This is a genomic window from Vibrio sp. 10N.222.48.A3 (assembly GCF_041475345.1).
GTDB classification, from domain to species: domain Bacteria; phylum Pseudomonadota; class Gammaproteobacteria; order Enterobacterales; family Vibrionaceae; genus Vibrio; species Vibrio tasmaniensis_A.
Window position 1 is genome coordinate 1 of the sequence record NZ_JBFRVX010001476.1, and the last position, 523, is coordinate 523.

The following is a 523-nucleotide window of genomic DNA, read 5'->3' on the forward strand; positions in this document are numbered from 1 at the left end:
CTTAGTGCCTTTTCTAGATAAAGCGCAACTCGATTGTATTCACTGAATTTAAAGTTGGGAGCGGGGTTCGCCAATAGGTCGTTGGACGCGCTTTCTGACCATTCGACGAGTTGTTCGGTTTTTTTTCCTACTCGGTAACTGTAGAGCCAAAGCGCTAATACAATAAAAAATATATAGCCAAGAGCAATATAGATAATAAGGTTGAAGCGATGATCGAACCACACATCTATTGTGTCGCCAATTAGGCGGTAGTCGTACCGAGCGACTCCGAATACCAATCGTCCGTCTTCGAGAGCAAAACGGTAGACACCAAAGACAGCCTCTTTCTTGATGTCGTTGGTAACCGTTTCATCAACGAAGACGACAGTGAACTCATCATTAACAAATGTCACATCCCGAAGTACGTCTTTACCATCGACCTTTATGTTAGGCAATTGGTCATAATAAAATGACACTACGTAAGATTTAGGTAGTTTGGCTTCTGGATTTATAAGGCGTACTTCGTTAAAGCTCAACCATTCAC

1 pseudogene is annotated in these 523 nt (G+C 42.3%); it reads right to left on the reverse strand.

The features are described 5' to 3' along the window. A pseudogene (locus tag AB4653_RS27230) lies at nt 1-523 on the reverse strand (sensor histidine kinase); the annotation flags it as partial.